Below are 22,537 nucleotides of genomic sequence, written 5' to 3' on the forward strand. Positions count from 1 at the left end.
GCCGCCCCACCCCGCCACGCGTGACACCCAGTTGCTCGCCAACCTCGCGTTCTCGGTCGGATGAGTCGCGCTATGTGTCACAAATCCGACCGAGAACTTGGGGGGACCGGGAGGGTGAGGCGCACGGTGGTGCCGATGGTCGGCTCGCTGTCGATCGCGACGCTGCCGCCATGCGCGGACATCGTCGCATCGACGATCGAGAGCCCGAGCCCGCTGCCGCCTCGATGGCGCGAGCGTGCCGGATCGGCACGGAAGAAGCGCTCCTTCACCCGGGAGGTGACCTCTACCGGCATGCCTGCGCCGCGGTCCTCCACCTCGAGCGTCACCGAAGCGTCGTCGCGACGGACCCGCAGGGTGATCGGCACCCCGGGGTCGGTGTGCACGAGCGCGTTGCCGACGACGTTGGCGACCACCTGGCGCAGGCGATCCTCGTCCCCGTCGACCAGGGCCGGCTCGTCGCAGCCCTCGGCGGTGATCGGGCGGTCCGGATCGGAGGCGCGAGCGTCGGCGACGGCGTCACGCGCCACGACTGCGAGGTCCAGCTCGCGCAGTTCGAGTGGGCGCTGCTCGTCGAGCTTGGCGAGCGCGAGCATGTCCTCCACCAGGCGGCCCATGCGGGTGGCCTCCTGCTCGGTGCGGCGCATCGCGTCGTCGAGCGCGGTCCCCTCCCCGAGGCCGCCGCGGCGGTAGAGCTCGGCGTACCCACGGATGGTGGTCACCGGCGTGCGCAGCTCGTGCGACGCGTCGGCCACGAAGCGGCGCAGCCGATCCTCCGACGCCGCGCGGGCGTCGAGTGCCTGTTCGATCTGGCCGAGCATCCGGTTGAGGGCGACGGCGAGGTCGCCGGACTCGGTCCCTGGCGCCGTCTCCGGGACGCGCACGGCGAGGTCACCGTCGGCGATCCGGGTGGCGGTCTGCGTCATCTCCTTCACCGGACGGATGCCGAGGTGCACCACCCACCAGCCGACGAGCCCCAGCGCGGCGAGGATGCCGAGCGAGCCGATCACCTCGAACCACACGAGCCGGGAGATCGTCGCTTGGACGTCGTCGATCGGCAGGGCGGTGATCGCGGTGAACTCGCCGACGCGCTCCGCGAGCACCCGGTACGTGACGGCGCCGTCGACCGACTCGGTGGTGAACGAGCGGCTCCCGGTGGTCGGCAGATCGCTCGGCTCGAAGTCGGGTGCCGCGTACTCCTCGTCGCCGAGGTTGGGCACGAACAAGGTGGTCAGCACCCCGTCGGCGTCGACGAAGCCCTGGTAGGCGTCGCTCTGGCGCTCCGGTCCGCCGTCGGGTGGGGGCAGCTGCACCTCGCCCTCGGGCGTCTCCGGGAAGCGCCCGAAGTCGCCGTCGCGCCCGCCGGGGGAGAACGCCGCCAGCCTGGCATCCACCTGGTCGATCAGCTGCTGCCGGGTGGTGACGGTGATGAACACCGACACGACGACGAGCACGACCGCGACGAACAGCATTCCCGCGACGAGCCGCGCCCGCAGCGACATCGTCGACCGGGTGCTCATTGCACACGCAACGTGTAGCCGATGCCGCGGATCGTGTGGATGAGCTTGGGGTCGCGGTGGTCGATCTTCTTGCGCAGGTAGCCGATGTACGTCTCGACCACCCCGCCGTCGCCGCCGAAGTCGTACTTCCAGACGTGGTCGAGGATCTGCGTCTTCGACAGCACGCGCCCCTGGTTGACGAGCAGGTAGCGGAGCAGCTGGTACTCGGTGGGGGAGAGCGAGACGTCGACCCCGGCACGTTGGACACGGTGCGCGTCGTCGTCCATGCGCAGATCCGCGCACTCGTGGACCGTGGACGAGCCGGCGGCATCGCCCGTGCGGCGCAGCACCGCTTCGGCACGAGCGACGAGCTCGTCGAGGCTGAACGGCTTCTGCAGGTAGTCGTCGCCGCCGAGCGTCAGGCCGCGGACCTTGTCCTCGGTGGCATCGCGTGCCGTGAGGAACAGCACCGGCGTGCGGTCACCCGCGGTGCGCAACCGGCGGCACACCTCGAAACCGTCGATGTCGGGCATCATCACGTCGAGCAGCACGAGGTCAGGGTGCTCGCGATCGATCAGGTCGAGGGCTTGACGGCCGTTCTCGGCCGTCGTGACGCGGAAGCCGTGGTGCTGGAGCGCGGCGGCGAGCATCGAACGGAGGTTGTCCTCGTCGTCCACGATCATGAGGTGCTGTCCGGACATGTGACGAGCATCGCGCGTCCACCTGGGAGTTGGCTGAGAACCCGCCGGGAGGATGCGTAGCCCTCGGCAGTGCGATCGACGAAGCCGTAGATGCTGCGCGGATGCTCGGCGAGCCCTCAGCTGACTCTCAGGAACGTTTCGTACGTTGCCGCCATGTTCCCCACCAAGTACTCAGGATTCCGCTACCTGCGCCTGGCCCGGCGGACGCAGTTGGCCAGGCTCGCCGCTGCCGGCGCGATCGTGCTGCTGCCCGTTGCCTGCGGCAACGGTGAGGCTGACGTCTTCGACTCGGCATCTGCGTCGACGACGTCGCCGGACGCCGCGGCGACGACCACCACCGCCGACACCGCCGCGACCACCACCGCGGACACCACCGCGGAAACGACCACTATTGCCGCCGCTACCCCCGAAACCGCGGTACCTGCCACCGTCGAGATGGTCGTCGAGTTCACCTACTCGGCCACGTCTTCTGCCGAACGGGTTCGCAACCCCTACATCGCCGTGTGGGTCGAGGACACCGAGGGCAACCTCGTCGACACGATCAGCGTGTGGTTCAAACAGTCCGGCGAAGGGACGAAGTGGTTGGACGACCTGCGTAGCTGGTACTCGGCGACCGGCGGCAACGTCGACGCCGCCACCTCTGGTGCCACCCGCAGCGCCGGGACCTACGCCGTCGTCTGGGACGGCACGGATGCCGACGGCAGCTCCGTCGCCCCTGGCGAGTACGTCTTGTTCGTCGAGGCAGCCCGAGAGCACGGTCCGTACTCGATCACCAGCACGTCGATCACTCTCGGCAGCGACGCCTTCAGCGTGACGCTCGCCGACGAGGGCGAGCTGAGCAGTCTGACCGCGACCTTGACGGTCTGAGTCCAGTTCTGGAGCATCAGGAGCACAATCATGAGCATCACCGAGATTCGCGAGATTCCCGACGTCGTCGACCCGTTCCCCGTAGACGGTGAACCGCCGGCGACCGCCACCCGCAAGTCCCTCACCGACAACGGTCAGCGCAAACGCGGCCTGCATCGCTGGGCCCGCGTGCTCCACGTCTACAGCAGCATGATCGCTCTCGTGATCGTGCTCTTCTTCGGTGTGTCCGGGATCACGCTGAACCACCCGACGTGGACGTTCGGCGATCAGGTGGAGCTCACCACCGAGTCAGGCATCTTGCCGGTAGCCACCACGATGGAGGACGGCAGCGTCGACTTCCTGACGATCTCGGAGTACGTGCGCGAGGAGTTCGGCGTCACCGGAAGCGTCAACTCGTTCGATCTCACGAACGGTGAGGGTTCGATCGCGTACAAGAACCCGGGCTACTCCGCCGATCTGTTCTTCGACGTCGAAACCGGCGAGTTCGAGTTGACGATCGAGCAACAGGGTTGGGTGGCCGTGATGAACGACCTGCACAAGGGCCGCGATACGGGCACGGCTTGGAAGTGGGTGATCGACATCTCGGCCGGCTTCTTGGTGGTCATCTCCTTGACCGGATTGGTGATGCAGCTCTTCCTCCGCAAGCGTCGCCGCTCGGCTCTGATCAGCGCTGCAGTGGGCGCCGTGGTGGTCGTCGGGCTGGTCGCCTACACGCTGACTTAGCCCGATCTTCGTCTCACGCCCGCGACTCGAGCTGCCGCCAACGTTCGTTGGCGGTCAGCTCGCCGGCGGTGCCGATCACCAGGCACGCCGCACCGAATCCGGCTGCGTACTCCACCGCCGCGGCGGGTGCCATCAGCCCGGCGACCGTGGCGAGCACGTCGGCGGTGGCGGCGTCCCCGGCGACGACACTGATCGAGGCGAGATCGTCGACGGTGCGCCCGGTACGAGGGTCGATCACGTGGGCGTACCAACGCCCGGCGATCCGGAACCCGCGACGAGCCCGCCCGCTGGTGGCCAGGCCGGCGTTGGCGAGGGCGATCGTCGCGATCGGCGGTTCGTTGTCGTACGGGCGCAACGGGTGCTCGATGCCGACCGGGACCGGCTGGTCACCACGATGCCGCAGGTCGCCGCCGGCATTGACCAGCAACTCGACGGTCTCTGCCTCGGCGACGCACCTCTCGACCGCGCGGTCGACGATCCAGCCCTTGACGAACGCGTTGAGGTTCAGCCCCGTGCCGTCACCCAGCAGTCGTGGGATGCCGTCGTCGTCGACACGGTAGAGCGGGTCGGCGATCGCCCGGGCGGCGGCGTCGAGCGCGTGCGCGGAGGGCGGCTCACCGCGCGCCTCGGCCTCGCGCCACAGCGCGGTCACCCTTCCCGATGCGGTGTTGAACGCTCCGGCCGAGCGCTGCTGCCACTCGAGCGCGAGCTGCATCGCGCGGCAGAAGTCGAGGCTCGGCTCGGCCAGTTCCCCACGCTTCCAACGTTCGAGCTCGCTCGACGCGTCGAAGGCGCTGAAGACCTTCTCCAGCCTGGCGATCTCGGCGACGATCAGCTCGTCGAGCCGCGCCGCTGATGCGGGGTCCGTGGCCGAGCCGATGCGCACCTCGACCAGCGTGCCGAGCAGCGGATGGTGCCGGAAGACGTGCTCGAGCATGTCCCCCCAGGATAGCCCGATTGGCAGATATGTAAGGCATCCCTTACACTCGCCGTTCATGATGCATGGCAAGCGTGGCAGGCGGGTCGGTGGGTTCCTGGCGGTGGCGTCGGTGGCGATGGTGGCCGCTTGCGGTGGCGACGACGGCGGCGGAGCCGGTGGCAGTCGCGACGAGGTCGTGGCCGACGCCGTGGAGGCGTACGCGACGGGCGTGCATGCTGCGTACTCGGCGAGCGCCGCGTCGGCGACGGCGATGGACGCGTCGATCGACGCCTTCTTGGCCGCTCCGACCGACGACACCCTCGCCGCCGCGAGGCAAGCGTGGCTGGATGCTCGCGACGACTACGGGTTGACCGAGGCGTTCCGCTTCTACAGCGGCCCGATCGACGACGAGGAGACCGGCCCGGAGGGGCTGATCAACGCCTGGCCGATGGACGAGGCGTACGTCGACTACGTCGAGGGGAGCCCCGAGGCAGGCATCGTCAACGATCCGGCGACCTATCCGACGATCGACGCCGCGCTGCTCACCGAGCTGAACGAGGCAGGTGGGGAGACGAACATCTCCACCGGCTGGCATGCGATCGAGTTCCTGCTGTGGGGCCAGGACCTGTCCGCCGACGGCCCCGGCGAACGACCGGCGTCCGACTACACCGATGCGGCGAACGCCGATCGTCGTGGCACGTACCTGGGCGTGGCGTCGGATCTGCTGCTGTCCCATCTGAACGGCCTCGTCGTCGCGTGGGCGCCCGACACCGACGACAACTACCGCGCCGAGTTCCTGGCGCTCGACCCCGACGAGGCGATGACCAAGATCATCACCGGCATCGGCGAGCTGAGCCGTGGCGAGCTGGCCGGTGAGCGGATGAACGTCGCCTACTCGGAGCGTTCCCAAGAAGACGAGCACTCCTGCTTCTCCGACAACACCACCGCCGACCTGGTGGCCAACGCGAAGGGGATCGAGATGGTGCTCACCGGCGAGTACCCGGGAGCGACCGGACCAGGTGTGCTCGACGCGATCGCGGCGGTCGACGAGGACATCGCCGAGCAGCTCCGGGCCGAGGTGGCCGCGAGCGTCGCTGCGGTCTCGGCGGTCCCGGCGCCGTTCGATCAGCACCTGAGCGAGGGCGTGCCCGACAGCGACCCCGGCCGGGCCAGCATCTTGAGCGGGATCCAAGCGCTCGAAGCCCAGACGCCGACGATCGTGGCCGGCGCAGAGGCGCTCGGCCTGCAGATCAACGTCTCCTGAGCGGAGCACCCCCTGTACACACGCCATCTGTTCGTCGTCGGCTTGCTCGTCGTCGCCGCTTCGTGTGGCGGCGACGAGCAGTCGACCGTCTTCGCCGAGGAGCTCGGCGGGGAGACGACGAGAGAGGTCGCCGGCCCGAACGCGTTCTCGTTTCCGGCCCCGACGCTGACCGACGAGGAGCGGCACGCGTTCGAGATCGGCGACAGCTTCTTCACCCAGAACTGGGTGATCGCGCCGGCGTCGACCGACGCCCGTGACGGTCTCGGCCCGATCTTCAACGCCCAGGCGTGCGCGTCGTGTCACCTGCGCGACGGCCGCGGCATCCCGGCGTCGACGGGCGACGGGGGGCTCGGCTTGATCATCAGGCTGTCCGTGCCCGGCGAGTCCGCTACCGGTGGTCCGCTCGGTCACCCGGTGTACGGCGACCAGCTCCAGGACCGCTCGATCCTCGGCGTGCCCGCGGAAGCGGAGCTGGTGATCAGCTACACCGAGCAACCAGGGACGTTCGCGGACGGCACGCCGTACTCGCTGCGCGTCCCCACCTACCACCTGGTCGCGCCGGCGCACGGGGAGCTGCCCGACGACTTGATGATCTCGCCGCGCCTGGCTCCGCAGGTGATCGGCATGGGGCTGCTCGAAGGAATCCCCGAGGACGACCTGCTCGCGGCCGCCGATCCCGACGACGACGACGGCGACGGCATCTCCGGGCGACCGAACCGGGTCTGGAACCCGGCCAGCGAACAGATCGAGCTCGGCCGTTTCGGGTGGAAGGCGAACGCGCCGACCGTGCAGGCGCAGGCCGCGGCAGCGTTCAACGGCGACATCGGGATCACCTCCTCGCTCTCACCCGGGCAGGCATGCACCGAGGCGCAGGCGGAGTGCGGGCAGGCGCCCGATGGCGGCGAGCCCGAGGTCACCGACGAACGGCTGGCGAACGTCACCTTCTACTCGCGCACCCTCGGCGTACCGGCGATGCGCAACGTCGACGAGCCCGGCGTCGGGCGCGGCGCCGAGGCGTTCGCAGAGCTCGGCTGCTCGTCGTGCCACACGCCCGCGCACACGACCGGCTCCGACGCCGTCGCCGCGTTGAGCGAGCAGCAGATCTTCCCGTACACCGACCTGCTGCTCCACGATATGGGGCCCGACCTCGCCGACGACCGTCCCGACTTCGCGGCCAGCGGATCCGAGTGGCGGACCCCGCCGCTGTGGGGGATCGGGCTGATCGAAGTCGTCAACGGCGAGCGCTTCTTGCTGCACGACGGCCGCGCCCGCAGCCTCGAAGAAGCGATCCTCTGGCACGGTGGCGAGGCCACGAGTGCACGCGAGGCGTTCCGCACCGCGCCGGCCGACGTGCGCGCCGACCTGCTCGAGTTCCTGGAGTCACTGTGAACCGGCCCAGCCAACGGATGCGCAACATGGTGTTCGCCGCCGGCGCGGTGGTCGCCGCGGCGACGCTGCCGGCCTGTGGGAACGACACGCCGAGCAGGGCCGAGGTGGTCGGCGCGCTGACCGACGAGTTGGTGCCGACACGGTTCGAGGAGCTCGCGGTGTCGGCTGCCGAGCTCCACACCGGCGCCGAGACGTTCTGTGAGGGGGATCGATCCGATCCCGCTGCGCTGCTCGGCCAGGTGTCCGCCGTCAGAGACCGGTGGGCGGCGCTGCGCCCGTTCTGGTTCGGCCCGGCGATGGATCGCCGGTCGAGAAGCCTGGTCGACTACCCGGCCGACGCCGCAGATGTCGCCGAGCTGGCCGCGAGCGACACCCCGGTCGATCCCGACTCGCTTCGTGAGCTGGTCGGAGCCGACCAGCGCGGCCTCGGCGCGATCGAGATCCTCGCCACCGACGATCCCGGCGACCGGGAGTGCGAGTACCTGGTCTCGGCCGCCACTCTCGTCGCCGACGAGACGACCGGGCTGGCCGCCGACTGGGACCAGTTCGGTCCGACGCTCTCCGTCGACGACGCGGCCGCCAACGCCGCGCTGACCGACATCGTGAGCGAGACCCTGTTCGCGCTGCCGCTCACGAGCAGCGACAACCCCATGGCGGTCGGTCAGCTCGCCGGCGCCCGCTGGGCGATGCTCGGCGACGACGGCGCGACGGACAACGGTGGGGGTGCGCGCGGCATCGCCCCGCTGCTCGACGCCTCGGTGGTCGATCAGCTCACCACCGAGTTCGACGCCCACGCCGCGCAGCCGAGCTTCGACACCGAGATGGCCCTCGAGCGCACGATCAAGACCAACGTCGCCGGCGATCTGGGGATCACCGTGAAGTTCTCCGATGCAGACGGCGACGGCTGACCCGCCGCTCGCGCGATCCGCATCGGGACCGCTCCCGGCGTCTCCTGGCGCCCGCGGGCCTGGCTGGCGACGAGACCTCCTCGCCCGGGCGAGCACCGAGCTGCCGGCGGCCTCGACGGTCGCGTTCCGCGTGGCGTTCGGCCTGCTCGTCGCCTACAGCTCGATCCGCTTCCTCTGGCGCGGCTGGGTCGACGAGTTCTACCTCGGCGCCGAGCACCACCTGACCTACCCCGGATTCGAGTGGGTGCAGGCGTGGCCGGCGCCGTGGATGCATCTCCACGTCGCCGCCCTGGCGGTGCTCGGTCTGCTGATCGCGTCCGGTAGATGCACGCGGGTCGCGGCGGCGATCTTCGCCGTCGCCTTCACCTACGTCGAGCTGATCGACCGCGCCCTCTACCTGAACCACTACTGGTTCGTCACGCTCGCCGCGGTGCTGCTCGCCGTGCTTCCCGGCCCGTCGCCGCGTGGCGACACGGCGACGCGGACCGTGCCGGCGATCACGGTTTGGGCACTGCGCTTCCAGCTCGGCGTGGTCTACACGTTCGCCGGGATCGCCAAGCTCAACCCCGATTGGCTCTTCCACGGCGAGCCGCTGCACACGTGGTTGGCTGCCCGCACCGACCGGCCGCTGATCGGTCCGCTGCTCGACGAGCCCCTGGTCGCGCTCGGCGCGAGCTGGGCCGGCGCTGTGTTCGACCTGACGATCGTCGGTTGGCTGCTGTGGCGGCGCAGCCGACCGTACGCGTACGCGGTGCTGGTGGTGTTCCACCTGGCCACGGCGATGCTGTTCCAGATCGGAGTGTTCCCGTGGGTGATGATCGCCCTCACCCCGATCTTCTTCGCTCCCGATTGGCCGACCCGACTGCTGCGCCGGAACCGCCCCTCTGTGCGGCCGGTGGTGCGGCACGATGCGGGGCGCGTCGGGCGACCGTTGGCCGCGTTCTTGGCCGTGTTCGCCGCGATGAACGTCGTGCTGCCGCTGCGCCACTGGCTCGCCGACGGCAACGTGCGCTGGAACGACGATGGCTACGAGCTGTCGTGGCGAGTGATGCTGACCGATCGCTCCGGGTTCCTCGAGTTCGACGTGGTCGAGCCGGCCACCGGTCGGCGGTGGCGGGTGAGTCCCGATCTGGTGCTAGCCGAATGGCAGATCGCGGAGGCCGAGACCCGCCCACCGCTCGCGCTGCAGACGGCGCAGTTCGTCGCCGAGCACTTCGCCTCGCTCGGTCACCGCGGCGTCCAGGTGTACGCCGATTCGTTCGTCGCCATGAACGGCAGGCTCCGCCAACGGATGATCGACCCGACCGTCGATCTCGTCACCGTGTCGAGATGGGCACCGTCGGCGGCTTACGTGCTGCCGCTCGAACCGGCCGTCAGGGACTGACGTGCATCGCCTCGCCCGATGGGTGCCGCTGCTGATCGTGGCCGTCGTCGCGGTCGTGGTCGCCGTGGCCTACTTCGCGCAGGACGATGCGCCGCCCAAGCCGATCGGCGTGCGCTCCGACGCGACCCGCTTCGAGAACGTCGAGGACCTCGCCGCGGCGGCAGACCTGATCGTCGAAGGCGCGGTCGTCGCCGTGGAGGACGGCCGGGTGATCAGCGGCTCGACCGACTCGAACACCGGGATCCGCACGCAACTGGCGCAGGTGGAGGTGCAACTGATCGCCGAGACGACCGGCGAGGTGCCGCCGATCGTGGTGGTCGAACAGGAGGCCGGCCTGCTCGACGGGACCCCGATCACCGTCGACGGCGTCGCCCCGCTCGAGATCGGCCAACACGTGATCCTCCTGCTGGTCAGCGGCGACAGCGAGGAGTTCCCCTACACCACGCCGCTGAGCTCACAAGCGGTCTTCTACGTAGCCGACGGGTCCGGCGAGCTGGTGAGCGCCGCCGATCCCACCGGGGTGATCGGCGCCGTCTATCACGACCTCCCGGCCGACGACCTGCGCTTCGCGCTGGGGCTGCGCGAGCCGGGGTAGCCGGGCCCCGCCGTGGCCCGGATGTCGCCGACGTCGAGGGCTGCATCGCATTCGCTGCACACGACCACCGCGTGCATGTCATGTTTGCAGGTGGTGTGGTGCAGCACCAGCGGGGTCCCTTCGGGACCGGTGAGCCAGCGATCACCCCAGGCGGCCATCGCGGCGAGGATCGGGTAGACCTCGCGGCCCTTCTGCGTAAGGCGGTACTCGTGGCGTGGCGAGGTCTCGTCGACGGCGGCGCGGCGCAGGATGCCCTCGTCGACGAGAAGGTTCAGCCGGGTGGTCAAGATGTTGCGCCCGATGCCGAGCTCACGCTGGAAGTCGTCGAAGCGGCGGGTGCCGAGGCAGGCCTGGCGGACGATGAGCAGGTTCCAGTGGTCGCCGAGCACGGCCGCACTGCGCGCGATCGTGCACGGCCAGGCGGAGGTGTCGGTGCGCTTCACACCGTAAAGCCTAGACGGCCAGGTTGCATGATAAAACTTGGACGAACTACGGTCGGTTGCATCATGGAACCGTCAGCAACAGCAGCATCAGGGAGCGGACCTCATCCACATGGCGAGGTACGTGCCGAGGTCGTCGACGATCACATCTTGGTGTTGACCGTCGACCGGGTGGCGAAGAAGAACGCCTTCACCCCGAAGATCACCGACGAGTTGAGCGATGCGTTGACCCGCTTGGACGACGATCCCGACCTGTTCGCCGGTGTGCTCAGCTTCGCCGGGCCGAACACGACTGCGGGCTTGGAGATGCCGTTGTTCTTCACCGACGAGGCGCGCGCGGAAGCGGCGCGGCGCAAGGCGGCGCAGACGTCGGAGCCCGTCGACCCGTTCGGGCTCGGTCGCCGGCTGCGCAAGCCGCTGATCACCGCCCTGCAGGGGATCACCTTGACGATCGGCATCGAGATCGCGCTTGCCGGCGACATCGTCGTCGCCGCGTCGGACACGCGGTTCTGTCAGCTCGAACCCAAGCGTGGCCTTGCTCCCCTCGGTGGGGCGACGGTGCGCTACGTGCAGCGCGCGGGGTGGGGCAACGCGATGTACCACCTGCTGCGCGCGGACGAGTTCGACGCCGCCGAGGCCTACCGGATCGGCCTCGTCCAAGAGGTGGTCGAACCGGGCCGCCAGATCGACCGGGCCGTCGAGTTGGCCCGCGAGCTGCTGGCGTGCTCACCGGTGGCGCTCGTCCACACCATCGCCAACGCTCGGCTGGCGCTGGAGCAGGACGAGCCCGCGGCGATCGCGGCGATCCCCGCGATGGCTGCGACAGTGCAGAGCACGGACGACTTCCAAGAGGGCATCGCGTCGTTCCTCGAGCGCCGACCCGCGCGCTTCAAGGGCCTCTGATCGACGCCTCGGTCGCTCCGCCCGGGAAGTGCGATATGTCAGAGCAGACGGGTGTCACGAGATATCGCACTTCCGCCGCGGGCCCCGGAAGTGCGATATCTCAGAGCAGACGGGTGTCACGAGATATCGCACTTCCCGCCGCCGGCCCGCCGGGCCACCGCGGCGCCTGCCCGGCGCGGGGCGGCCCGCGACGCCGCGGTCAGGGGCCGCCGTCTAGCTCGAGGTGGGTGCGCAGGCGGTCGGAGTCGGCCGTCGTCCAACCCTCGGGTGGCGCGATCGCGGCCCAGGAGTGGACCCAGGCGGTGCGGTAGTCGTGTCCGAATCCGGGTGTCGCCGAGAACCCGGCCATCAGGTCGAACGTCTCCTGGACGAGCGTCACGAACGGCACCCATGTCGCCGCGGGCGGCACGTCGTACGGCGCGGGATCGTCTGCCCATCCTGGTGGGCTCCACAGGTTGGACAGCTTCCAGGTCCCGATCGCGTCGGAGGGATGGTGGAACCAGAGCACCCGCGGGAACTGCCATGTCGAGTCCTCGGGATCGAGATCGCCGATCTGGTTCACGACGCGCACGTTCGGTTCGGCCGCGACCACCGGCCTCCACGACATGCTTCCCGTGTCGCGTTGGTCGACCAGCGCGCCGAAGATCGCGTTGTTGCGGGTGGGCCCTCCGAACAGCGCCCCGTCGTAGCGCGAGGTGATCGACGCGATCGACTCCGCGATGCTCGCCTCGGAGAACGCGGACTCGGCGCCCATCGACCCGAGGCTCAGCCCGAAGGCGAGCAGTGTCGGCCTGTCGTCGGCGGGCAGCTCGGCCCATGCCTCGTGGATGCCGTCGAGCAGTGCCAAGCCCAGTTCCCGTGGGCTCTTCGTGTCGAGCAGGAAGGCGATCCAGCTCGGGAAGAACGAGTACTGAACGGAGACGATCGCCGTGTCGCCGCCGTACATGTATTCGAGGGCGCGTGCCGCGTCCGGGTCTACCCAACCCGTGCCGGTCGGGACCACGGCGACGAGGACTTCACGATCGAACGCGCCCGTACGCTCCAGCTCGTCGACGGCGAGGTCGATCCGTTCGTCCATCGTCGTCGCCGAGTCCAAACCGACGTACACCCGGATCGGATCGAGTGCGGCGACGCTCGGGTCGAACGACTCGATCTCTTCCGCCGTCGAGGCGTCGGCGGCGAAGTTGCGCCCCTGGAAGCCGAGCTCGTCCCACTCGACGAGTGATTCCGGACTGCCCGACGCCGTCGGCAGCGTCGGTGGTTCGACCCCATCGGCGGTCGTATTGTCGAACAAGCCGAAGTTCGTGTCGGCCCAGTAGGCGAAGCGCCGCCCGGCGAAGCCGGCGAGCAGCAGCACGACCACGGTCACCCCGGCGATCACAGCCCAGCGCGCGGTGCGCTCGCGCATCCGCGTCGCCGCCCATCGATCGACGCGCGCGACCGCGTGCCGCACTAGGCGCGCGACGGAGATGAGCACCAGGCTGAGCAGCGCGGTGAGCAGCAGCATCACCGGAACCGCCGTCCACGACAGCGGGCCGAGCCGTACGAGCGGGCGCTGGTCGCGTTGCCATCCGAGCCAGCGCATCGACCCGACGAGCACCGCGATCGCGGTCAGAGCGCCGAGCACAGCAGCGGTGCGTCCACCGGCTTGGAGCGCGGCCGGGCGGTTCCGGGCGAACAACCGCATGATGAGCCCGCCGACGCCGTAGCCGGCGACCAGGCAGATGGTGCTGATCAGTGCCTGGATCAGCGACGAGCGCGGCAGCAGCGATGGCCGCAGGGAGAGCCACCACAGCACCAGCGCCCCGATCCACGAGCCCACAGACGGCGGTGTCGTCAAGCGTCGGCGCAGCGTGAGCGGCGGCGGGCCGGCGATGGCTGTCGGCAGGTCGGCGTCGATCTCCGGAAGGTAGCCGTTTCACTCTATGGTGCTGCGCATGTCCGGAGGCGATCAGGCCATGCGAGCGCTGGGGGACCAGCTCCCGGTGCCGCTGTTCGAGGAGACGGCGTGGACGGTGCCGCCGCCCCTGTCGCAGGCGACGGTGGCCATCTGCACCTCGGCCGCGCTTCATCGCGAGGGCCACGAGCACTTCACCCCCACCGACACGAGCTTCCGGGTGATCGAGCGTGCCGAGCGCGATCTCGTCCTCGGGCACTGGTCGCCGAACTTCGACCGCACCGGGTTCACCATCGATCTCGACGTGGTGTACCCGATCGACCGGTTGGAAGACCTCGCCGCGACCGGGAAGATCGGTGCAGTTGCACCTCGGCACATCGCGTTCGCCGGCAACCAGCCCGACGACGTGGCGACAGTGAGGCTCGACACCGGTCCCGCGGCAGCCGCCGTGCTACGCCGCGACGGCGTCGACGTGGTCGTGCTCACACCCGTTTGACCGCTCTGCACGCGTACCGTGAGTACGCTCGCCCACGTCTTCGAAGCAGCAGGGCTGGCCACCGTGGTCCTCGCCTCCAACCGCTCGGTCGTCGAGCGGATGCGCCCGCCCCGCGCGCTCTACTGCGACTTCCCGCTCGGGCGCCCGCTCGGCAAGCCCGGCGACGCCACCTTCCAGCTCGACGTGCTCGCCGAGGCGTTCGCGCTGCTCGATGCGCCGAGCGGCCCGGCGCTGGCCGACTACCCCGAGGTGGTCGAGTCCGACGAGGAGCCGCTGGCGTGCGCGCTGCCACCGCGCTTCGACGCCTCGCTGCCACCGGCTGTCGACGAGGCCCAGGGCCTGCGCAAGGCGTACGAGCGCGGTCGCGCCCGACGGGGGCGAACGTCGGTGGGCGCGGCGATAGCTCCCGAACAGGTGCCCGACGCGCTGGGCGCTCTCCACCAGATCGCGAGCGGCGCTTCGCCGTGGACCGAGGTGTCGATTCCCGGCAAGAACACCATCGCCGTCTGCAACGACGTGCGCACGTACTACGAAGAAGCCGCGATCGAGCTCGTCGACGGCCCCCCGCCGGGAGGTCGGGCCGCCGAGGCCTGGTACTTCGAGCGCACCGAGGCCGGCAAGGTGGTGCTCGCCGCCCGGGCGGCGATGAAGGAGCAGGGCGCGCCGTTCCCGTTCTGGTTCTACATGGCACCCGGCCACCGCTGAACCCGACGCTGGGTCAGTCGTCGGCACCGATGACGCAGAACCGGTTGCCCTCGGTGTCGGCGAGCACGACGAAGTCGGGGTCGGCCGGGTAGAGGTCCCAGTCCACACGCGTCGCCCCGAGCCCGACCAGCCGCTCGACCTCGCGCTGCTGGTCGGCCACGGTGCCGGCCCACAGGTCGAGGTGGACGCGCGGGTGCTGCTGCACCGGGCTCTCGCTGACGTCGAGCGCGAGGCGAGGCCCATCGCCGCTCGCCGGTACGAGGATGGTGAAGTCGTCTTCCGGCGCGAGCGTGCGCCTGGGCACGTACCCCAGCGCAGCGCACCAGAACTCGACTGCGCGATTGATGTCGTGCACGCCCATGACGACGCTGCCGATGCTCAGCATCGGCTCAGTCTTCTCGCTGCCGCGGCTGCGGCGCTGCCTCGATGAAGATGCACTCGCCCGGGCAGTCGTCTGCCGCGTCGATCGCCCGTTGCTGCAACCCGAGGGGCACGTGGACGGCGCTGCCGGCTCCGCCGGGATCGTTGCCCACGCCGAGCTCGTCACGCACGTAGGAGATGCCGTCTTCGAGGAGGACGAACAGCTCCGGGCAGTGGTCGGTGCAGAGTCCGTCGCCGGTGCACAGGTCCTGGTCGATCCACACCCTCATCACGGCCTCCTCAGGCCTGCGATCGTACCGTTGGCCCGACGCCACCCTCACTGGAGCTGAAGCGGGGTGTCGGGCAGCTTCCAGCTCTCCGCCTCGTCGTCTGGCGCATCGGGGGGAAGGGTCCCGAGGTGCTCTTCGATCCGGCGCAGCGAGGCCTCGACCTTCTCGGTCCCGTCCTTCGACTCGGCGCTGCCCTTGTGGATGTACAGCGACGCCATCACCACGAACGCGAAGAGCTGGAGGAACTCCGACTGCCAGTTCTCGAGCGTGGACTGCGCGAAGTCGGCGAAGAAGTCGCCCGCGGTGACCTCTTGGCCGAGGGATCGCTGTGCGTCCGTGAACGTCTGCCACTGAGCTATCGCGTGGCCCACCCAGGTGCCGAAGAACAGCAAGACAAGCCCGAGGCCGAGCCCGAACTCGCGCCAGACGCCGCGCTCGCGCGACCGTCCCACCCAGATGCTGCGGGCCAGCGTCCAGAGCAGGAACACCAGGCAAGCAACTGCCAAGAGGGTGGCTACCCCGAGTGCCCACGCCCCAGTGCTCACGCTCCGTCCTCCCTCGCGATTCGCGGATTCTGCCGGGGCGATTACCCGCGAGCGGCGCGGAGGAAACCGATCAGCGGACGTAGCCCATGACGTCGACGATGACGTGGGCCTGGCCGGACGCGTTGGCGATGGACAGTGCGCCGCCGGAACCGAGCCGTGTCATCACCAGGTTGGGGATGGTCCGCCCGGCCGTCCAGTTGAGGTTCGACGAGGTCGGCCGTGCCGTACCTGCTGGCCACAGGGAGAGGTAGCTGCTCGCCGTGGTGCCGGCCACGGTGACGTTGACGATCACCCCGGTGGCGTTGCTCGGCACACCGCCACGCCCGGCCACCTGCACCTGCCGGGTCTCGCCGGGACCGAGCGCTCGCGCCGCGGTGCCGACACCGCCGCGGGTGTCGAAGATGCGCACCGGATCGACGGCGACCGTCTGCCCGCCATCTGATCCGTAGTAGCCGAGCACGTCGACGATCAGGTGGGTCGATGTCTCCGCTGCCGCGAGGCGAATGCGCCCTCCCGCGCCGACGCGCACGACGGCCAGGTTCGGTCGATCCTGCGCGAAGACCAGGTTGAGGTTCGACGCGTTCGGTCGCCGGGCGCCGTCCGGGTAGGCGGTGACATAGCCGGTGCCGCCCGGGCTGGCAGCGGTGATGTTGAGCACCACCGACCGTGCGTCGCTCGGCACTCCGGCCAGCCCGGCGACCCTCAGCGACCGATCGTCGCCGGCGGCGAAGCGACCCCCGATGCCCCCCGCCCCGCTGCGGGTGTCGGCGACGCGCGTCGGGACGACCCCGGTGAACCCGAGCCCGCCGGCGTTCGCACCTGCGGTGTCGAACCAGCCGGCGACATCGGCGACGACGTGCATCGGCCAGGTGCTGTTGTAGATGCGGATCTTGCCGCCGGCGCCGACACGGGCCAGCACGAGGTTCGGGATCGTCTCACCCCTGCGCACGTTCAGGTTCGACGTCGACGGGTGGAAGAGGTAAGAGCTCTGGTCGTTCCAGAACTCCCCGGTCAGCGCCGGTGGGCGGGGAACGACCGACAAGAAGCCGTCGGCGGGAGGTTCGACCGCGGTGACGTTGAGCAGCACGGCCGACACACCCGACGCAGGGATGCCGGCCGCGCCGGTGACCTGGACCTCGTGGTTCAGCCGCTCGTCGAGGCTGAAGAGGGAGTTGGCCAGATCGGGGCGCACCCGGCCGTCGCCGGTACGGACCGGCCCGTTCGGGATGCCGACACGCAGCCTGGTGTCGAGGATCCGCGTCGGGTTCACCGGGTGGAACCCGCCCATCGCCGGGGCAGGAGCACCGCTCAGGTAGTTGCACGTGTGGAGCCCGAAGCACACCGCGTCGAGGTCGATGGTCGGGACGCGGCCGGGGGCGATGTCGACGAACCCCTGTGTGCGGCGGCCGGTCGTGGTGTCGCGGATGAACACGATGTAGCGCCCCGGCCAGCCGATCGACCCCGTCCAGCGCGTTCCCCGGCTCTGCGAACTGGCGAAGGCACCCTGCAAAGCGCCGTTGGCGGTGCGGGGGACATTCGGGCAGGGGTCTACGCCGCCCGCGCAGTACTGGAACAGGTCGATGTGCACCCGGCCGTCGGGCACCGCGGTGCTGGAAGCGATCGAACCCTCGATGCGGAACGCACCGCCTCGGCCCTGCACCGGTAGGTGCACACCCTGCACCGACAGCCAGTCGGGGCCGTCGCGCGGGCTGCGCTCGATGTGCAGACCGCCGACGTCGCCTTTCCAGGGGTCGTAGGGCAGCAGGTAGCAGGGCTGGGTGCCGTCTCCGGAGCAGTTCTTCTCCGGCTTCGGGTACAGCTCCATCCTCACCGCCGTGGGCGAACCTGGTACCTGGAGCGCCGTCGCCGGCGCACCCGGGCGGTAGTTGGCCAGCTCCACGTTCAGGGAGCCGTCCTGGCGCCATACGTAGCGGGCGTCGTAGTCGCCGCCACCGCCGGCGCCGCCGTAGATGGCGTCCACGCCGATCGTTCCGAGCGTGCCGGCCGTCCCGCCCGAGGCGAAGGAGAACCCCACACTCGCCGCCGCTGCTGGTGCAGGCGGCGACGCGGTTGCCAAGAAGGCCGAGGTCACCGCCGCCGCCAGGCAGTGGCGCCCGAGTCGGTTCGTCATGGTGTACCGATACCCGCCATCTGGGTTCGTCAACGCTCGCCGACGAAAGTCTGCCAGCATCTGTGCATGCCGTTCACCGTGTTGCTCTGCACCGACGGGTCCGACCTGGCCGAGGCCGCCCTTGCCGAGGGGCTGGCCGTGCTGCGCCACCCCGATCGGGTCGTCGTCGCCACCGTCATCGAGCCTGCCGATCCGACGCTCGTCGTCGGCACCGGTCTTGCCGGCGGGGTGATCTCGCCCTCGGAGATGGACCGGCTGCAAGAAGACCGCATGGGTGCGGCGCGTGAGGCGCTCCAGGCAGCGTGCTCCAGGTTGGGCCTGGCCGACGCCGAGCAGCAGATCCTCGTCGGTGCTCCGGGCCAGGCGCTGTGCGACCTCGCCGAGTCGTTGCCGGCATCAGTGCTGGTGATCGGGACGCGAGGCCGGGGCGGAATCCGCCGGGCGATGCTCGGCTCGGTGTCGGACTACGTCGTCAGGCGGGCGCCGTGCCCGGTGGTCACCCGCAACGCCGATTGAGCAGGCGCCTTCAGGTGGCCACCTGAACGACGAGCTTGCCGACATGGTCGCCGGCGAACAGGCGGACCAGGGCCTCTGGAGCCCGATCGAGACCCTGCAGCACGTGTTCGCGGTGCTTGATCTTGCCCTCGGCGAGCCACGCCGCCAGCTGCGCGGAGCCCGCTTCGTACGCTCCCCAGTGGTCGAGGGTGTTGAACCCCTCCAGACGTGCCCGCTTGCCCATCACGTAGCGGAGGTTGTGCAGCGGTGGCGGGGATCCGACGAGCTGATAGGTGGAGATGTCGCCGCACATCACCACACGGCCGTGTTGCGCCAGCCGCCGCAGCACGGTGTCGAGCAACTCGCCTCCGACGTTGTCGAAGTACACGTCGACTCCCCGCGGCGCCAGCTCCTTCAGGCGCGCGGCGACGTCCTCGGCCTTGTAGTCGATCGCCGCGTCGAAGCCGAGCTCGTCGACGATCCACGCGCACTTCTGCGGACCACCCGCGATGCCGATCACGTGCGCACCGCGCAGCTTCGCGACCTGTCCCGCGACCGCACCGACCCCGCTTGCCGCCGCGGACACGACGAACGTCTCCCCGGGCTCGGGCCTGGCCACCTCGGTGACGCCGAGGTAAGCGGTGAGCCCGACGTGACCGAGCACGTTCAGCGCGTCGAGCAGCTCGACGTCCTCGCCGATCAGCGTCACCGGGAACGGCTCCTGCGCGGCGAGCACGCGGTACTCCTGCCATCCGGTGAGGGCCATGAACGCCCGCCCGAGCGGATACTTGTCGGGGTCGTTGGTCTCGATCACCACCGCCAGCCCGTTGGACCGCACCACCTCGCCGATGCCGATGCCGGCCATGTAGTTGCCGCGCTCGTCGAGCCAGCCGCGGATCGACGGATCGATGCCGAGGTAGCGCACCGCGGCCAGTGCCTCGCCGGGACCGAGTGCCGGGACGGGCGCCTCGACCATCTCGAAGCAATCTTCGCTGACGGCACCGCGCGGCCGCTCGCGCAGCACGACCTGCCTGTTGACCGTCGGCCTGGCCCCCACGAAGGGGGAACCTAGCGCGGCTCGGATGATCTCGATCCGCCCGGGCCACCGCCCTCGACTCGCGGCACCGAGTTCGGACGTGCGATCGTGGACAACGTGGTGGGAGCGGGCCGATGACCGGGCAGTTGGACGCCGAGCTCGGGCTCCTGGAGCTGTTCGCCGGAGTCGACGCCGAGAGTCTGCGCCGGGTCGCGGCCGCGATGTCGGCCCGGTCGGTGCCGGCGGGCCAGCAGCTGGTCCGCGAGGGGGAGCCGGGGTCTTCCTTCTTCGTGGTCCTCGACGGCACCGTCGCAGTCACCCGGCTCGGCGACGACGGCGAAGTCCACGCGCTCGGTGCCTTCGGGCCGGGTTCGATCCTCGGCGAGATGTCGATGCTCACCAACCGAGTGCGGCGGGCAAGCGTCACCGCGGTCGACGACGCCCGCGTCGCGGAGGGCGACGAGGCCGCCTTCGCGGCCTTGCTCGAGGTGACCCCGGTGCACGATCGGATCACGGCGATCACCGCCCGGCGCCTGGCCGAGAACGTACGCCCCGTTCACACCAGATTGCGCGACGGTACGGCCGTCGAGCTGCGGCCTCTCGTGCCCGCCGACCGCGGCGAATTCGAAGAGGCGCTGAACCATCTCTCCGCGGAGTCGCTGCGCAGGCGGTTCTTCACCCCGGGGCGTCCGAGCGCGAGGGTGATCGACCATCTGGTGAACATCAACTACGTCGACCACTTCGCCTGGCGGGTCGCCACCGACCCCGGCGGAACAGCACTGGCGACGGGTCGTTACGTGCGCCGGCACGCCGACCCGAAGCGGGCAGAGGTGGCGTTCGGCGTGGTCGACGAGTTCCACGGACGAGGCCTCGGCACGCTGCTGCTCGGCGCCCTTGCGGTGGCGGCCCAGCCGGCCGGCATCGAGGTCTTCGAAGCTGAAGTGCTCGTCGACAACAGCCCGATGCTCGCCGTGTTCACGAAGGTGGGTGCCGAGGTGTCGCGCTCGGAGCCGGGTGTGCTCGCGGTGCAGATGGAGCGCGCGGCGGCGGAACAGCTGATCGACGACGTGCTGCGGGCGAAGATCCGCCGCGCGGCGCGAGAGGTGGTCACCGCCGCCGGATTGGCTCTTGCCAAGTCGACCGGTGGGTAGGGTGGGCGGCCAGTCGCGAACGGAGTACGGACGGGTAGATGAGCGAACCGGACAACATCGCGCGCGACGCCGACCGTGAGGATGCTGCTCGCGACGACGCCCACGACCTCGAGCTGCTGCGCAGGTATGAGCCGATCGTTCGCTTCACCGAGGGCGAGTACTTCTTCCCCGCGCCGGTGGAGTCGTACGTGCGATCCAGCGCGTTGTGGACCACGAGCGCGCGTGGGCGGCGGCGGATCGTCGCCGAGCGTGGTCAGCTCGCGCTCGAGGGGCTGGTCGAGCTCGATGCCAAGACGTCAGGTGAGCTGTTCCTCGCCCTCGTCGGCGAGCCGGCCTCGCGCATCGAGTTGATCCGCTGGCGCCTTCGACGCGACCGGCCCCGGTTCAGGGCCGGCACTCGGCTCGGCCAGGTGGGGGTGCTCAGCAGGTTGGTCGACGCCTTCAACAGGGCGTCGCTGATCGTGCGCGGCAAGGTCGGATCGGGCTCGGAGGCCGCCGCCGAGATGTTGTACCGCGCCGACGCGTCGGCTCGTGACCACCACCCCTACTACGGCCGTGTCGTGCACCAGGCCGGCTACGTGGTGCTCCAGTACTGGTACTTCTACTACTTCAACGACTGGCGTTCGCGGGCTCACGGCGTGAACGACCACGAGGGGGACTGGGAGCAGGTCACGATCTTCCTTGCCGAGCAGGACGACGGCCCTGCCCGGCCGGCATGGGTGGCGTTCTCTGCTCACGACGAGGTGGGCGACGACCTGAGGCGCCGCTGGGACGACCCCGACATGACGCGCGAGGGGGACCATCCGGTGGTGTTCGCCGGGCTCGGGTCCCACTCGGGCGCGTACCTCCCCGGGGACTACCTGATCTCGGTCGACCCCGCGTCGCTGCCCGCCGCGCTGCGCTGGAGCCGGCAGCTGTCGCGTTTCGTGCTCCCCTGGCTGCGGGGTACGGCTGCCGAGCGGTTCGGTGTGCCGTACGTCGACTACTCCCGCGGCGACGGCCGCGCGATCGGGCCGGGGTGCACTCACTCGTGGACTCCGGTGCCGATCGACGACGACACCGACTGGGTCATCGGCTACTTCGGGCTGTGGGGCAACGACACCGAAGACCCCTTCGGCGGCGAGCGCGGCCCGGCCGGCCCGCGCTACGAGCGCGGCGGGATCGTTCGCGCGTCGTGGGCGGACCCCGTCGGCTGGGCCGGCCTCGAGAAGGTCGCCCCCAACGAGGGCGAATGTCGCCGCCTGGTGGAGGAGCGGGTGACGGAGATCGACGAGCAGATCGCCGTCATGGCGAAGGATCAGGTGGTGCTGCGGCGCAAGCTGCGCACCGAGGTCGCGGCCGGGCACGTGAACCCGAGCGTCGACGAGGCAGGTGTGCGCAACCTGACGGCGGAACGGGTGGCGCTCGAGGACGCGCGGCGCCGGTTGCAGCGCGTCTCGGCGACGGCTCCGACGATCGCCGACCCCCACGCCCATCTACGGCACCGCAACCTGCCGTTGCCGGCGACGATGGACGGCCGTCAGCGGGTGTTGCAGGTGTGGTCGGCGATCAGCACGCCGCTCGTCTTCGTCGCGGTGGCCCTCATGTTCATGCCACTCGGGCGTTCGGTGGCGGGAGTCGGATTGGCGGGCGTCCTCGTCATCACGACACTCGAGGCGATCGCGCGGGGCCGGCTGTTCGCCTTCCTCGTCGGGCTCGTGGCGCTCCTCGTCGGGGGAGCGGTCGTCGTCGCCCTGATCGTCGGGATGATCACCGAATGGCGCCTCACCGTGGTGGCCGTACTGCTCCTCGCCGCGCTCTCGGTGCTGCTGCTCAACCTGGTGGAGTTGCGCAGGTCCTGAC

At 70.0% G+C, this 22,537-nt stretch carries 23 protein-coding genes; 13 read left to right on the forward strand and 10 right to left on the reverse strand.

Annotated features, from left to right (window positions below):
• Positions 1-77 precede the first annotated feature (77 nt).
• Together IPM43_12645 and IPM43_12650 are read right to left on the reverse strand one after the other, a co-directional pair.
• Positions 78-1,517: a HAMP domain-containing histidine kinase gene (locus IPM43_12645; protein ID QQS24246.1), complete on the reverse strand. Its 1,440-nt coding sequence runs from the start codon at positions 1,515-1,517 to the stop codon at positions 78-80.
• Positions 1,514-2,197, reverse strand: coding sequence for a response regulator transcription factor (locus tag IPM43_12650; GenBank protein ID QQS24247.1), 684 nt, complete (start codon positions 2,195-2,197; stop codon positions 1,514-1,516). The genes IPM43_12645 and IPM43_12650 overlap by 4 nt, the downstream gene beginning before the upstream one ends.
• 153 nt (positions 2,198-2,350) lie before the next feature.
• Here IPM43_12650 and IPM43_12655 point away from each other — a divergent pair, with 153 nt between their 5' ends.
• Together IPM43_12655 and IPM43_12660 are read left to right on the forward strand one after the other, a co-directional pair.
• Complete coding sequence (locus IPM43_12655) at positions 2,351-3,064, forward strand: DUF2271 domain-containing protein (protein ID QQS24248.1); 714 nt, start codon at positions 2,351-2,353, stop codon at positions 3,062-3,064.
• A gap of 30 nt (positions 3,065-3,094) precedes the next feature.
• Positions 3,095-3,787, forward strand: coding sequence for a PepSY-associated TM helix domain-containing protein (locus tag IPM43_12660; GenBank protein QQS24249.1), 693 nt, complete (start codon positions 3,095-3,097; stop codon positions 3,785-3,787).
• A 13-nt stretch (positions 3,788-3,800) separates the two neighbouring features.
• Here IPM43_12660 and IPM43_12665 read toward each other — a convergent pair whose 3' ends face one another.
• Positions 3,801-4,724 carry an FAD:protein FMN transferase gene (locus IPM43_12665; protein ID QQS24250.1) on the reverse strand — a complete coding sequence of 308 codons (924 nt, stop codon included), beginning with the start codon at positions 4,722-4,724 and terminating at the stop codon, positions 3,801-3,803.
• Positions 4,725-4,785: 61 nt separating this feature from the next.
• Here IPM43_12665 and IPM43_12670 point away from each other — a divergent pair, with 61 nt between their 5' ends.
• The 5 genes from IPM43_12670 to IPM43_12690 are packed head-to-tail and all read left to right on the forward strand — an operon-like array spanning position 4,786 to position 10,246.
• The gene (locus IPM43_12670) at positions 4,786-5,970 is read left to right on the forward strand and encodes an iron-regulated protein (GenBank protein QQS26458.1); all 1,185 of its coding nucleotides are present in this window, start codon (positions 4,786-4,788) and stop codon (positions 5,968-5,970) included.
• Positions 5,971-5,982: 12 nt separating this feature from the next.
• A complete protein-coding gene (locus IPM43_12675; protein QQS26459.1) occupies positions 5,983-7,359 on the forward strand; it encodes a thiol oxidoreductase in 1,377 nt (458 codons plus the stop codon).
• Positions 7,356-8,267: a hypothetical protein gene (locus IPM43_12680; protein ID QQS24251.1), complete on the forward strand. Its 912-nt coding sequence runs from the start codon at positions 7,356-7,358 to the stop codon at positions 8,265-8,267. The genes IPM43_12675 and IPM43_12680 overlap by 4 nt, the downstream gene beginning before the upstream one ends.
• Positions 8,248-9,651 carry an HTTM domain-containing protein gene (locus IPM43_12685; protein ID QQS24252.1) on the forward strand — a complete coding sequence of 468 codons (1,404 nt, stop codon included), beginning with the start codon at positions 8,248-8,250 and terminating at the stop codon, positions 9,649-9,651. The genes IPM43_12680 and IPM43_12685 overlap by 20 nt, the downstream gene beginning before the upstream one ends.
• A gap of 22 nt (positions 9,652-9,673) precedes the next feature.
• Positions 9,674-10,246 (forward strand): hypothetical protein, encoded by a 573-nt coding sequence (locus IPM43_12690; protein QQS24253.1) that lies wholly within the window; start codon positions 9,674-9,676, stop codon positions 10,244-10,246.
• On the opposite strand, the gene IPM43_12695 is transcribed toward IPM43_12690, so the two are convergent.
• Positions 10,189-10,689 (reverse strand): helix-turn-helix transcriptional regulator, encoded by a 501-nt coding sequence (locus IPM43_12695; protein QQS24254.1) that lies wholly within the window; start codon positions 10,687-10,689, stop codon positions 10,189-10,191. The two genes, IPM43_12690 and IPM43_12695, sit on opposite strands and share 58 nt — an antisense overlap.
• Before the next feature lie 63 nt (positions 10,690-10,752).
• Between IPM43_12695 and IPM43_12700 the strand changes: the two genes are divergently transcribed.
• Positions 10,753-11,589, forward strand: a complete 837-nt coding sequence (locus IPM43_12700) for a crotonase/enoyl-CoA hydratase family protein (protein ID QQS24255.1) — start codon at positions 10,753-10,755, stop codon at positions 11,587-11,589.
• Between the two features lie 199 nt (positions 11,590-11,788).
• Here the strand turns inward: IPM43_12700 and IPM43_12705 are convergent, their stop codons facing one another.
• Positions 11,789-13,411, reverse strand: a complete 1,623-nt coding sequence (locus IPM43_12705; protein QQS24256.1) for an alpha/beta-hydrolase family protein — start codon at positions 13,409-13,411, stop codon at positions 11,789-11,791.
• A gap of 136 nt (positions 13,412-13,547) precedes the next feature.
• Between IPM43_12705 and IPM43_12710 the strand changes: the two genes are divergently transcribed.
• Both IPM43_12710 and IPM43_12715 read left to right on the forward strand, forming a co-directional pair.
• Positions 13,548-13,982: a selenoprotein B glycine/betaine/sarcosine/D-proline reductase gene (locus IPM43_12710; protein QQS24257.1), complete on the forward strand. Its 435-nt coding sequence runs from the start codon at positions 13,548-13,550 to the stop codon at positions 13,980-13,982.
• Positions 13,983-14,000: 18 nt separating this feature from the next.
• Positions 14,001-14,687, forward strand: coding sequence for a hypothetical protein (locus IPM43_12715; GenBank protein ID QQS24258.1), 687 nt, complete (start codon positions 14,001-14,003; stop codon positions 14,685-14,687).
• A 13-nt stretch (positions 14,688-14,700) separates the two neighbouring features.
• Here IPM43_12715 and IPM43_12720 read toward each other — a convergent pair whose 3' ends face one another.
• The 4 genes from IPM43_12720 to IPM43_12735 form a co-directional block, all read right to left on the reverse strand.
• The gene (locus tag IPM43_12720) at positions 14,701-15,072 is read right to left on the reverse strand and encodes a VOC family protein (GenBank protein ID QQS24259.1); all 372 of its coding nucleotides are present in this window, start codon (positions 15,070-15,072) and stop codon (positions 14,701-14,703) included.
• Between the two features lie 4 nt (positions 15,073-15,076).
• Positions 15,077-15,337, reverse strand: a complete 261-nt coding sequence (locus IPM43_12725) for a ferredoxin (GenBank protein QQS24260.1) — start codon at positions 15,335-15,337, stop codon at positions 15,077-15,079.
• A 47-nt stretch (positions 15,338-15,384) separates the two neighbouring features.
• Positions 15,385-15,882 carry a hypothetical protein gene (locus tag IPM43_12730; protein ID QQS24261.1) on the reverse strand — a complete coding sequence of 166 codons (498 nt, stop codon included), beginning with the start codon at positions 15,880-15,882 and terminating at the stop codon, positions 15,385-15,387.
• 70 nt (positions 15,883-15,952) lie between these two features.
• Positions 15,953-18,013, reverse strand: a complete 2,061-nt coding sequence (locus tag IPM43_12735; GenBank protein QQS24262.1) for a hypothetical protein — start codon at positions 18,011-18,013, stop codon at positions 15,953-15,955.
• A 66-nt stretch (positions 18,014-18,079) separates the two neighbouring features.
• Between IPM43_12735 and IPM43_12740 the strand changes: the two genes are divergently transcribed.
• On the forward strand, positions 18,080-18,529 hold the full coding sequence (locus IPM43_12740) for a universal stress protein (protein QQS24263.1): 450 nt from the start codon (positions 18,080-18,082) through the stop codon (positions 18,527-18,529).
• A 10-nt stretch (positions 18,530-18,539) separates the two neighbouring features.
• Here the strand turns inward: IPM43_12740 and IPM43_12745 are convergent, their stop codons facing one another.
• Positions 18,540-19,565, reverse strand: a complete 1,026-nt coding sequence (locus IPM43_12745; GenBank protein ID QQS24264.1) for an NADP-dependent oxidoreductase — start codon at positions 19,563-19,565, stop codon at positions 18,540-18,542.
• Between the two features lie 113 nt (positions 19,566-19,678).
• Here IPM43_12745 and IPM43_12750 point away from each other — a divergent pair, with 113 nt between their 5' ends.
• Both IPM43_12750 and IPM43_12755 read left to right on the forward strand, forming a co-directional pair.
• Entirely contained in the window at positions 19,679-20,695 is a 1,017-nt protein-coding gene (locus IPM43_12750) for a cyclic nucleotide-binding domain-containing protein (protein ID QQS24265.1), read from the forward strand.
• 38 nt (positions 20,696-20,733) lie between these two features.
• Positions 20,734-22,536 carry a hypothetical protein gene (locus tag IPM43_12755; GenBank protein QQS24266.1) on the forward strand — a complete coding sequence of 601 codons (1,803 nt, stop codon included), beginning with the start codon at positions 20,734-20,736 and terminating at the stop codon, positions 22,534-22,536.
• Position 22,537 lies beyond the last annotated feature (1 nt).

This window comes from Actinomycetota bacterium (assembly GCA_016700055.1).
GTDB lineage: Bacteria > Actinomycetota > Acidimicrobiia > Acidimicrobiales > Ilumatobacteraceae > Kalu-18.

Excerpts from the sequence above, each read along its gene's own strand:
- IPM43_12710 (QQS24257.1), top strand. The coding sequence starts at position 13,548 with ATGCGAGCGCTGGGGGACCAGCTCCCGGTGCCGCTGTTCGAGGAGACG.
- IPM43_12685 (QQS24252.1), top strand. The coding sequence starts at position 8,248 with ATGCAGACGGCGACGGCTGACCCGCCGCTCGCGCGATCCGCATCGGGA.
- IPM43_12725 (QQS24260.1), bottom strand. The coding sequence starts at position 15,337 with ATGAGGGTGTGGATCGACCAGGACCTGTGCACCGGCGACGGACTCTGC.
- IPM43_12750 (QQS24265.1), top strand. The coding sequence starts at position 19,679 with ATGACCGGGCAGTTGGACGCCGAGCTCGGGCTCCTGGAGCTGTTCGCC.
- IPM43_12665 (QQS24250.1), bottom strand. The coding sequence starts at position 4,724 with ATGCTCGAGCACGTCTTCCGGCACCATCCGCTGCTCGGCACGCTGGTC.
- IPM43_12755 (QQS24266.1), top strand. The coding sequence starts at position 20,734 with ATGAGCGAACCGGACAACATCGCGCGCGACGCCGACCGTGAGGATGCT.
- IPM43_12655 (QQS24248.1), top strand. The coding sequence starts at position 2,351 with ATGTTCCCCACCAAGTACTCAGGATTCCGCTACCTGCGCCTGGCCCGG.
- IPM43_12645 (QQS24246.1), bottom strand. The coding sequence starts at position 1,517 with ATGAGCACCCGGTCGACGATGTCGCTGCGGGCGCGGCTCGTCGCGGGA.
- IPM43_12735 (QQS24262.1), bottom strand. The coding sequence starts at position 18,013 with ATGACGAACCGACTCGGGCGCCACTGCCTGGCGGCGGCGGTGACCTCG.
- IPM43_12740 (QQS24263.1), top strand. The coding sequence starts at position 18,080 with ATGCCGTTCACCGTGTTGCTCTGCACCGACGGGTCCGACCTGGCCGAG.
- IPM43_12670 (QQS26458.1), top strand. The coding sequence starts at position 4,786 with ATGCATGGCAAGCGTGGCAGGCGGGTCGGTGGGTTCCTGGCGGTGGCG.
- IPM43_12700 (QQS24255.1), top strand. The coding sequence starts at position 10,753 with ATGGAACCGTCAGCAACAGCAGCATCAGGGAGCGGACCTCATCCACAT.
- IPM43_12720 (QQS24259.1), bottom strand. The coding sequence starts at position 15,072 with ATGCTGAGCATCGGCAGCGTCGTCATGGGCGTGCACGACATCAATCGC.
- IPM43_12650 (QQS24247.1), bottom strand. The coding sequence starts at position 2,197 with ATGTCCGGACAGCACCTCATGATCGTGGACGACGAGGACAACCTCCGT.
- IPM43_12660 (QQS24249.1), top strand. The coding sequence starts at position 3,095 with ATGAGCATCACCGAGATTCGCGAGATTCCCGACGTCGTCGACCCGTTC.